This window comes from Microcoleus sp. S13_C5 (assembly GCF_036700845.1).
Lineage (GTDB): Bacteria > Cyanobacteriota > Cyanobacteriia > Cyanobacteriales > Microcoleaceae > Microcoleus.
Map to the genome: position 1 here is coordinate 1 of NZ_JAUBPR010000179.1, position 9,845 is coordinate 9,845.

The 9,845-nt window shown below is 43.6% G+C and carries 9 protein-coding genes and 5 pseudogenes; 7 read left to right on the forward strand and 7 right to left on the reverse strand.

Translation table 11 applies throughout. From position 1 onward, the window contains the following. Positions 1-77: 77 nt before the first annotated feature. Positions 78-755, forward strand: a pseudogene (locus QUA04_RS27385) (PP2C family protein-serine/threonine phosphatase); the annotation flags it as partial. Between the two features lie 374 nt (positions 756-1,129). Here QUA04_RS27385 and psb35 read toward each other — a convergent pair. Continuing rightward, entirely contained in the window at positions 1,130-1,342 is a 213-nt protein-coding gene (psb35, locus tag QUA04_RS27390; RefSeq protein WP_333263293.1) for a photosystem II assembly protein Psb35, read from the reverse strand. 211 nt (positions 1,343-1,553) lie between these two features. Between psb35 and QUA04_RS27395 the strand changes: the two genes are divergently transcribed. Next, complete coding sequence (locus QUA04_RS27395; RefSeq protein WP_333263271.1) at positions 1,554-4,535, forward strand: glycerol-3-phosphate acyltransferase; 2,982 nt, start codon at positions 1,554-1,556, stop codon at positions 4,533-4,535. A gap of 209 nt (positions 4,536-4,744) precedes the next feature. Here QUA04_RS27395 and QUA04_RS30105 read toward each other — a convergent pair. The 3 genes and pseudogenes from QUA04_RS30105 to QUA04_RS27405 form a co-directional block, all read right to left on the reverse strand. Next, a pseudogene (locus QUA04_RS30105) lies at positions 4,745-4,942 on the reverse strand (transposase); the annotation flags it as partial. A gap of 850 nt (positions 4,943-5,792) precedes the next feature. Further along, complete coding sequence (locus QUA04_RS27400; protein WP_333263274.1) at positions 5,793-6,125, reverse strand: helix-turn-helix domain-containing protein; 333 nt, start codon at positions 6,123-6,125, stop codon at positions 5,793-5,795. A gap of 83 nt (positions 6,126-6,208) precedes the next feature. Beyond that, positions 6,209-6,622, reverse strand: coding sequence for a peptide chain release factor 1 (locus QUA04_RS27405; RefSeq protein ID WP_333263277.1), 414 nt, complete (start codon positions 6,620-6,622; stop codon positions 6,209-6,211). A 165-nt stretch (positions 6,623-6,787) separates the two neighbouring features. On the opposite strand from QUA04_RS27405, the gene QUA04_RS27410 reads away from it, so the two are divergent. Further along, entirely contained in the window at positions 6,788-6,994 is a 207-nt protein-coding gene (locus QUA04_RS27410) for a hypothetical protein (protein WP_190734170.1), read from the forward strand. 238 nt (positions 6,995-7,232) lie between these two features. After that, a complete protein-coding gene (locus QUA04_RS27415) occupies positions 7,233-7,655 on the forward strand; it encodes a DUF6335 family protein (RefSeq protein WP_333263280.1) in 423 nt (140 codons plus the stop codon). Positions 7,656-7,747: 92 nt separating this feature from the next. Here the strand turns inward: QUA04_RS27415 and QUA04_RS27420 are convergent. Both QUA04_RS27420 and QUA04_RS27425 read right to left on the reverse strand, forming a co-directional pair. After that, a pseudogene (locus QUA04_RS27420) lies at positions 7,748-7,870 on the reverse strand (winged helix-turn-helix domain-containing protein); the annotation flags it as partial. Positions 7,871-7,965: 95 nt separating this feature from the next. Then, positions 7,966-8,135, reverse strand: a pseudogene (locus QUA04_RS27425) (IS630 family transposase); the annotation flags it as partial. A 122-nt stretch (positions 8,136-8,257) separates the two neighbouring features. Here QUA04_RS27425 and QUA04_RS27430 point away from each other — a divergent pair. From QUA04_RS27430 to QUA04_RS27440, 3 genes are all read left to right on the forward strand, one after another. Further along, a complete protein-coding gene (locus QUA04_RS27430) occupies positions 8,258-8,515 on the forward strand; it encodes a hypothetical protein (protein WP_333263283.1) in 258 nt (85 codons plus the stop codon). 16 nt (positions 8,516-8,531) lie between these two features. Next, positions 8,532-8,795, forward strand: coding sequence for a helix-turn-helix domain-containing protein (locus QUA04_RS27435; RefSeq protein WP_333263286.1), 264 nt, complete (start codon positions 8,532-8,534; stop codon positions 8,793-8,795). 91 nt (positions 8,796-8,886) lie between these two features. Then, positions 8,887-9,504, forward strand: coding sequence for a transposase (locus tag QUA04_RS27440; RefSeq protein WP_333263290.1), 618 nt, complete (start codon positions 8,887-8,889; stop codon positions 9,502-9,504). Positions 9,505-9,538: 34 nt separating this feature from the next. On the opposite strand, the pseudogene QUA04_RS27445 reads toward QUA04_RS27440, so the two are convergent. After that, a pseudogene (locus QUA04_RS27445) lies at positions 9,539-9,730 on the reverse strand (IS630 transposase-related protein); the annotation flags it as partial. Positions 9,731-9,845: the final 115 nt, after the last annotated feature.

Below are 9,845 nucleotides of genomic sequence, written 5' to 3' on the forward strand. Positions count from 1 at the left end.
TGTAAAAATATTGCTCTCTCATCTTTGGACCAAATAATCTGTATTTTAAAAGACCAAATTAGATGCGCTTACCCTGCTACTATGATGTTTTAAACACCGATGGCGTTGTGACTCTTGGCATCGGCGATGTCACTGGACATGGACTTGAAAGTGGCATCTTGATGCTGATGGCGCAAACAGCCGTTCGTACCCTCAATGAGATCCGCGAACTAGATCCGGTGCGGTTTCTAGATGTGATCAACCGCACCCTCTACAAAAACGTCCAGCGGATGAACTCCGAGAAAAGTCTCACCCTAGCGATTTTAAATTACTCAAAAGGATGGGTCAGCATCAGTGGTCAGCATGAAGAAACAATCATTGTGCGACAAGGCGGACAAATTGAGCGAATAGACACGATGGATTTAGGTTTTCCGATTGCTCTTGACGATGACATTGCTGAGTTCATCAGTCACATTTCAATAGAGCTAGACTTAGGAGATGGTATAGTGCTATATACCGATGGTATTCCCGAAGCAAAAGACATTAACAAAAAACTATATGGCGTGGAGGCGATGTGTGAAGTCATTACCCAAAACTGGCATTTATCGGCTGAGGAAATCAAGCAAGTGGTGATTGACGATTTACGACGACATATCGGCACTCAAAAAGTGTTTGATGACATCACCTTGTTGGTTTTGAAGCGGACGGAATTAGGCGTAGAAGAAAAGTTAGAGCCTCAAGCAGCCGCATTGGCTGAGAGCGCCTCGAAACCATAAACTTATGACATTAAACTGGAAAATTCTCCTCGGGGCGATCGCCTTAGCAGTCAAATTTACGAAGAGGTGGTGAGATATCTCAAACGCAGCCCCCCAAAAGAGTCTTAATTTCAAGAGAACTCCAAAGCTGTAGTCAACTTCTAAATTTCTATGATTAAATCTATCTAATGATATATTGCATCAATGTAAAGAAAGCGATCGATCGCGGGATGAGCGCTCCCTTTCTTGACATTAGTGCTTTCGGTCAATTAAAACTATTCACTCAAAGCCTTTCTACATAGCGTAAGGCGCGCCAAAGCGCACCCTATAAAAGAGATATGCAAGGGTAATTTTTATTACTCTCAAACCTTTTTCCGCTCTAAAACAGCTTTGTTCTATTTCTTCTTTGACTCAGAAACATCAGCAATCAAATCGTCTTTATCAACTTTCGGTACAAAATCAGGGCGTTCTTTGGATTCCCAGCCGGGGGGGCGCTTGGAGTTGTACCACGCGATCGAGCCGATCGTAGCTGCCGCAATAAAGCCAGCAACAAGAACTAATACTGGAGTGGTCAAGCTGACACTTGATTCCGGCACGGGCTGCTGCATCAGCAGCTCAATCATTACTCGCCTGATGGGTGCAACAACAACTGCTATGGGAGTGGTCAAGCTGATATCTATCATTAAGCTAAATCCTTATCTACTCTACTTTTACATTATCTTAAGTGTTAATGCCGTTTGGTTGATATATCGGAAGACAGAAAAATTGACTGAATTGCCCTCATAATGTTTAGAGGTTGAAAATAGGAGAGCTGATTTTATGCCGTTGCCGACAATAGCATTGCTGTTGGCTGCTAGTTTCAGCCTGGGTGCTTTACCGCTAACGGGATGGGCGGTGCGCGTGTTTACCCGCCGAGACTTGAGGGCGCTGGGTACGGGGAATGTGGGCGTGTCTGCTGCTTTCATTCACGGGGGTAAATTAGCGGGTATTGCTGCAGTGTTGGCGGAAATTGCCAGGGGTATTTTGCCGGTTTTGGCGGGGCGATTTTGCTTCCCGGATGCACCTGCGATCGCGATCGCCCTGTTAATTCCTCTAGTTGCAGGCAGATATGCGATCGCCCGAGGTGGAGGGGTGACCAACGCTGTTTGGGGTCTTTTGGTATTTTCGCCACCGATGGCTGTATCATCGGGCATTTGGGGGCTGCTGGTGTGGGGTTTGGCACAGCGGTGGTGGGGTGAGGGCGATCGGGCGAGACTCTTTGCTTCCCGTTGTGGGTGTCTGTGTACTCCTATCTGGGTTTGGGTGTGGCGACAATCAATACCCGAATTTTTAGCAGCAACAGGATTAGCTTTGTTGTTAGCAGCAATTAATTTCAGTCAGGGTGATGATATGGCTTTATCTAAATCAGAGCAATTGTTTTCTCTTGATGACTCGTTAGATGCTGCAATCTGCGGCGATAAAGCTGCTAAATTGTCTCAACTGAAACGTGCTGGTTTTAACGTACCTGCTGGTTTTATATTGTCATCGAAGGAAGAGGGAAGAAGGAAGAAGGAAGAAGGAAGAGGGAAGAGGAGAGAAGGAAGAAGAAATGAGGAAAATGCCGATCGGCTGTTAATCAGTAATTCTGTAATCCAAAATCTAAAATCCAAAATCCAAAATCGCATAATTGTTCGCTCTTCTGCTGCGGGAGAAGATGGCGATACGAGTTCTGCGGCCGGACAATATCAAACCATTGGCCCTGTTTTCACTGAAGCAGAATTGCTCGATGCAATTAATCGCTGTCGCCAGTCTTATTGGACTGCCGAAGCAGTGGCTTACCGCCGACAGCGACAACTGCCAGACACCCAAATGGCTGTATTAATTCAGCCTTATATTGACAGCGAATTTGCGGGAGTCATGTTCAGTCGCAATCCTTTAGATGGCGGTTCCCAGGTAATTATAGAAGCTTTACCGGGAGGAGCCGAAGCTGTTGTCGGCGGAAAATGTACTCCGGTTCATTTAGAAATTGATTTTAGTACACCTGAATCCTTAGAAAAACAATTAACTGAACTTAAAAGTAATTCAATTCTTGCTCAATCGATTTTAGCAGAATTGGTGAAACAAGCCCAAGCTATTGAAGCATTTTTTCACGGAATTCCGCAGGACATTGAATGGAGTTGGGACGGGGAAAAAGTTTGGATTTTGCAAAGCCGGCCAATTACTAATTTGCAGCCTTTTTGGACGCGCACTATTGCAGCAGAAGTGATTCCCGGTGCAATTCGCCCCCTAACTTGGTCGATTAATCGCCCGCTGACTTGCGGGGTTTGGGGAGAGATTTTCAAGGTGGTTTTGGGCGATCGCGCCAGTGGCTTAAACTTTAATGAAACGGCCACTTTGCTGGGTTCTCACGCTTATTTTAATGCGACTTTGTTGGGCGAAATTTTTCGGATGATGGGATTGCCGGAGCAGGGTTTGGAATTTTTGCTCAGAGGGCAAAAAATGGGCAAGCCGCCTTTGAGGAAGATTGTGCCCAATTTGCCTGGTTTGTGGCGATTAGTGCAGCGAGAAAGGGCGCTCAATGCAGAATTTAAGGGCGATCGTACTTCTATTTTCCTCCCGGCACTGCAAAGTCTGGATAAGGAAGAGGGAAGAGGGAAGAAGGAAGAAGGAAGAGGTTCGAGCGAAGAAATATTAATGCCCAATTATCAACATTTGTCGGAATTGTTGGAGAGAGCGGAGCAAATTCAGGAGTGGCTGAAACCGATTACTTACTACAATATATTAGGGCCGATCGGGCTGGCTATTCGCAAGGCAATTTTTCGCGTTTCCGATGAATTGCTGGACAATGACACCGCTCCTGAAATTGCTTCTGTACGAGCTTTACAGCAGTTGGCTAAGAAATTGCGGCAAGGTGCAGTTTCGCAGCCTGACGAAACTGTTTCAGTAGGACATTTAGCACAGAGATTTGCGGAAAGTCCGGCTTTACAAGCAGACTTTGAAAAGTGGCTTGATATTTATGGATATTTGAGCGAGGTGGGAACGGATATTGCTGTTCCTACTTGGCGAGAACAACCGGAAATTTATCAAAAGTTGCTAATAACTATGGCTCAAAAAGCCGAAAGTAATTTAGTTGAGAGGCGTAAAATAGGATTAACTTTTTCGCTGAAGTGGCGATTAGATAAATGTGAAGAAAGAGCGCTTGTAAAAAACGAAATTAGCGAAATTTACGCGCGGTTGTTGGCTCATTTACGGTGGACTTTTTTGGAGATTGAAGCTTGCGGGTTGGCAATGCAGATGTTTCAGGAAAGCGGGGATATTTTTTATGTGGAATTTGGGGAAATTCAGCAGTGGATTCGTAGCGGTGCAAGTGTTTCGTTTAAGGATACAATTAGGGAAAGGCGCGATCGCCTGGTAGCCGATCGCGATCGCCCGATTCCCCCCGTAGTCTACGGCAATTTGCTGCCCAATTCTCAGACAAGGGCGATCGAACTTGCGACATCGGAAACTAATATCATCCAGGGAATTCCCGCGAGTATCGGCCGTGTCGAAGGCTTTGTCAAGATTTGCCGCACTGCGAACACAGATTTAGGAGAAAATGCGATCGCAGTAGTTCCTTACACCGATGCAGGTTGGGCACCGCTGCTATTAGGAGCAACAGCAATTATTGCCGAAGTTGGCGGCCAACTATCTCACGGAGCAATAATCGCTCGCGAGTACAAAATTCCCGCAGTCATGAATATTGCTGAAGCAACAACTCGCCTGCGAGACGGTCAAAAAGTTCGAGTTGATGGGTATCTCGGCACTGTAGAATTGCTCGAATAAACGGGAAGAAGAGTGTAAAAACTTGTTTGTAGTAACGTGAGTTTGACCATCAGGCGATCGACCTGGTAAACTTAGAGTGCGCTCCCCATTTCTCACTCAACTTTAACTAGACGCTAAGTAGTTTCATAAAAATAATGTACATCTTCAAAACCCCAGTTTCTTGGAGAAACCCGGGTTCGAGAAATTGGTTCTGCCGTACTTACCGCTGCTCAATTATTAGGTAAATGCCAAAGAAGTAAAGCACGTATTTTAAAATCAATAAAATTTCTCAACCCAAATCCACACCTTTTCAACAACTTTAATTTGTTGTTAATTCCTTCTACTATACCGTTGGTTGTTCTTTGCTCAAAATATCCTACTATCCCTGCTCACCATCTTTTTATTGTCCCTACACTCTTTTTATAGTATGGTTGTGCTTTTTTCAACCACTCAATTAGTTCTAATGTTCCTTCTCCTAAATTTTGACTCGGCTCAAAAAAAAGCGAAACTCTTCTTTTAACGAGTGCCTAATACCTTTTTAAAAAGATGTGAGGGAGATAAAGAATGTAAAATCCAAGACCATCCGGTGAGAAAACCAATGACGCGATCGGTGAAAGATACCAAAATTTCCTGGACTCTTATGCGGAGTTCGTCAAGATTACTAAACACTGACCAAGCTAAAAAATCTTTCAGATATTCCCACACTCTTTCTGTGGGATTTACGGACGGACAAGCCGCAGGCTGAAATAGTAAAATGATATTGTCTGGTAATTCAGATGAGCTTAAATTATGAGAGTCGTGCGTTATCTACTTGAATGATCTGTAATTCATGAGGATATTGTATTGACAAAAGTTGTAAATATGCTTCAAAACCAACTTTGTCTAAATGGGCAAACTCCCAAAAAAAACTTTTTCTCTTTTGCGATCGATACAGCCCCATACAGCCAAAAACACTCAAATTTCCATTGATGCTTTCCTTGGGGCTTTACACCTGAAAGCGTCAGGCGTCGCCGAATTGTATGCAGCCCTAAACTATCGTTCATTACTACACCAATAAGTGACTTTTTTATATTTATTTACTTGAGGTAAAGCTTTGTGTAGTAAAGTTTTTATCTGTTGATGCCAGTTATTTTTAAATTCATTAATTGCCGTAAATTTATGAGAAATACTGCGAGGTCTTGGAATTTTTAATTTACTTTTTAATTAGCCTCTCCCTAAATAATATACATCCGGGTAACTACTGGCTATTCCTTTAATCAACCAGAGCCAGAGATGAACTTATTTATAACTCTGAAACCCTTCGGCGTCTCTCAACTCTTGTTGCAATGAAGCTGCTACTTCAACTGAGAACTTTTTTGGGCGACCAAAAACCTGCCTATTTTTTAACAAATTTTCCAGACCTCCCTCTTTATATTGAAAGAGCCAGCGATTAATTGTTGCCTCACTTTTACCTAAAACTGTCGATACTTCCCGCACAGTTTCTACTTGTTTTGACTGAAATAAATAAAGCATTTGAACTTTGTTATAAGCTAGGATTCTTTTTTGCCGTTTGAGGATTTCTCGTAAATTTTCTACAGATTCGGTAATCTTTATATGAGGACGACCAGACATTGTAATGCTCTCATTTAGTTTTTACACAAGTCTATCACATCTTTAAAAAAATGGTATAAAATCTAAAATCTAAAATGGCATGACTATCGCCAATAAGGCCGGCCCTTCCAAAAAACTCCCACCGTAACTCCGATTAGTGCCGCGTACGATAAACTTGCTAATAAAGGAGGTATGGGTAGGAAGGACTTTAACACCAAACCCAAGAGCACGCAAAAAACTAAAACCCACAAACTAATTCGGTTGAGCAAAAATTGTTGTTGCCAATACTCTAAAAAGTAGACTGCTAAAGCTCCCATTCCCACAGCAGCAGCAAAAGGGATCAATCTCTCAAGGGAGGAGCCGTAAATCAGCGTCACGACGTTGCGGATTGGCCGCGATTGGGTGAAACCCCACACTAAAAATAACTCCAATCCAACCACGATGCAGTTGACGAGGGCGGAAATTTGCAGCATTTCTCGCCAAGGTAAAAGTTTTAAGCGCCGCAGAAAATTGCTCACGATCGGCAGATTAGGTAGGTTGCTTTGATTTTATAACAGTTTTGCCCTGGCGATCGACCTTTGATAACAGTTTGTGAAGTAAAATAAAGATATAGAGCAGTCTCTTGACAAATTAACCCCGAGTACCTGCCTATTAGTTGTTGGAAGCGTGAAAGGAAAAAAGTTATGGTGGAGAACACTGTCGATTGTGCTGTAGCTTGCGTCAATGGCTGCGTTCTGGGCGACAAGTGCCCGAAGCGGGAATACGCAGAAGCAACGTCCAACTTTATTGAAAATACTTCTCTGGATAAAATGCTAGAAATAGCAGAGGAAGCCGTGAGAAGGAAACGGATGGAACCCCCCAAATGGGTAATTCCTGATTTTCCCGAATAGAATTAGCCTCCCCATTCAAAAGCGATCGCCAGTTTCAAAAGGGCGATCGCTTTTTGTATTCCCAATGAAATAGCTGAGCCAAATTAATATATTTCCTGGGATAGAAGCTAACAGCTTAAATAGGAATTACAATACCATTTAATTATAGCCATCGGCAATTAGTAAAAACGATTCACTTAAAGCCAAATTCGGACATTTTAAATTTAATTGAGTTCAAAAAAAAACAGGAGCAAGTATCGTGGCACAGGAAAAGAAACGCAACGCAAAAACAACAACAGAACGCGATAATGTGAGCGAATTGCCTCAAGAAATTACCGAATCTTACGGTACCGGCGTCATCGATCAACCGGGATTGAGCCAAGACGACATAACAATTTTGCAGGACAGCAGTGCGGAATACTCTTCCACCAGTTCCCAAATCGGTGGCGAGGATGGCGATCCTGCTGCGGAACAAGAAAGTGCCACTGGCGAGCAATCGGTGGGCGGAACTGCGCCTACTCCCGACCTGGATATGGTTGACGAACTCGGAGCCGCTGCGGGCATAGAAATGCCCGATGGGGCTATTTTGCACACAACAGAGATGCTTGAACATCGAGATGAAAGTCGGTGGGAATTAGACCCGAGTTCTGCGGAAGATTATCAGGAACGGCCTGATTTCTAGTATATTTTGTAAAAAAAAATAGGTAGTATAATAGGAGGGGGTTCACCAGTATCGATACTTCATATCCCAAGTATTTGTAAATCCGCCTCTCCTCACTTTTGCTCTCGCAACACGTATCCAACTCCCCGAACAGTATGCAGCCGGCGTTTTGAGTTAATTGCTTCTAACTTAATCCGTAACCCACGAATATACACTTCAATAATATTTGACTCGCCACCTCTTAAATGAAGGACAATTAATAATTAAATGGAGTCGCAAAATCAAAAACAAGGGTAATGCTTGTATCACAGTTTAAATGTGCAACAGGTTAAGCACAATCTTGAAACGGCTCAAATCCTGATTCATCAAGAAAAACCCGACTTTGACTTCCCGATAATTTAATCACTTATCTAAGATTAGAGTAGTATTTCATTCTTGAGTCTCGGTTTCTCTCCTCGTAACGAAGTTATTTTTTTCGGTGATTTTCATTTTTTTAAGGGCCTAAGATATGGCACTAGACCAGGGCGGCAGAAATAAGTGACCAGTAAAAAAGAGAACAAAAAGGGATAAAGTGAGGGTGCGAGCATCAGCCGTAGAAAAGTCACTTAAGCCTTGGACAATCAATGCCGAATCCTAAAGCTCAACCGATTATCCTGTCTACTAGGCAACAAGCTCTGCTGGAACAGATAGCAAGCCGCACCACCAACTCCTATAACCTCGTGACAAGGACAAAGCTGATTTTAGGGGCAGCTAGAGGAGTGAACAATACAGCACTCAGTCAACAACTGCAATTACACGCCCAGGCGAGTCAGGATATGGCGACAGCGATGGCTAGAGGCTCAGGAGCAACTAACAAGTGCAGAAGCCGAGGCGGTCAGTGACAAACAGTTGAGGAAAATGATTGAGAACATCTTGAGCGATGTGCCTCGTCCAGGCACGCCCAAATTCTTCGGAGTGGAACAGGTAGTACAAATTGTCGCTCTAGCCTGTGAAGACCCCAAAAAATCCCAACGCCCAGTTAGCCATTGGACACCAACCGAGTTAGCTCAAGAAGCCAAAAAGCGAGGGATTGTGGAGAAGATTTCCCCACGCAGTGTGGGGCGTTTTTTAAAAGGAAGCTACTCTACAACCCCATCATCATCGATACTGGTTAAACGCTAATCCAGAAGACCCAGTAGCTTTTAGAGCACAGGTCAAATACATCTGTTCTCTACATCTGAAGACAAAAGAATTACTCGATAAAGGTATTCACTTGGTCAGTACCGATGAAAAGACAGGCATCCAAGCTTTGGAGAGGGCGTACCCGACTCAACCCATGAAGCTGGGAAGAGTAGAACGCATCGAATTTGAATATATTCGTCATGGAGTTGTCGCACTGATTGCCAACTGGCATATTGCCACGGGTCAAGTAATTACGCCTACGGTTGGGACAACCCGTACAGAAGAAGATTTCTGTGAGCACATCAAAAAAACAATTGAAACTGACCCAGAAGCCGGATGGATTTTCCTAGTAGATCAACTCAATATTCATCAATCTGAATCTCTGGTACGTTTGGTTGCCCAACATTGTAAAATCCAGGGGGCTTTGGGGGTCAAAGGTGCATCAGGCATTCTCCAATCAATGGCAACACGAGCCACTTTTTTATCTGATGAGAGTCACCGTATTCGCTTTGTCTATATTCCCAAACATACTTCCTGGCTCAATCAAATTGAGTGTTGGTTCTCGATTTTGGTGCGTCGGCTACTCAAACGCAGTAGTTTCACTTCTACTGAAAACCTCCAGCACCAGATTCTTGATTTTATTGACTATTTTAACCGCACTATGGCTAAGCCTTTTGTTTGGAAGTTTGTCGGGTTTCCTGGCATCTGATTAAGCTGGTCACTTATTTATGCCAGCGTGGTCTAGGTTTGGTTCCAAACTTCTTGGCTCGGTCGATTAATCTGTCATCGGGATTCTCTTTAACATCCTTTTCTAATGCCTTCCAATCTAGTTTCCTCTTACGTCTTTTTACCTTTGTAGCTTGAAGGTCTGACCGACCTAGCCCCCGATATATCGTTGCTCTTCCTACCTAAAATAGGACAACAGCTTGGGCGATACGACCGCCATTTTCTACCTAGCCCACTACTCTTTTTCTCGTAGAAGTTCACGGGGGTAGCAAAAACCAAAAAAATCTGATAAGGTGAGGCACATGGAGAAGACAGTGCCGGAAT

Bases quoted from the DNA above. Each gene is read 5' to 3' on its own strand.
- psb35 (WP_333263293.1), bottom strand. From the start codon at position 1,342: ATGCAGCAGCCCGTGCCGGAATCAAGTGTCAGCTTGACCACTCCAGTA.
- QUA04_RS27395 (WP_333263271.1), top strand. From the start codon at position 1,554: ATGCCGTTGCCGACAATAGCATTGCTGTTGGCTGCTAGTTTCAGCCTG.
- QUA04_RS27400 (WP_333263274.1), bottom strand. From the start codon at position 6,125: ATGTCTGGTCGTCCTCATATAAAGATTACCGAATCTGTAGAAAATTTA.
- QUA04_RS27410 (WP_190734170.1), top strand. From the start codon at position 6,788: ATGGTGGAGAACACTGTCGATTGTGCTGTAGCTTGCGTCAATGGCTGC.
- QUA04_RS27430 (WP_333263283.1), top strand. From the start codon at position 8,258: ATGCCGAATCCTAAAGCTCAACCGATTATCCTGTCTACTAGGCAACAA.
- QUA04_RS27435 (WP_333263286.1), top strand. From the start codon at position 8,532: ATGATTGAGAACATCTTGAGCGATGTGCCTCGTCCAGGCACGCCCAAA.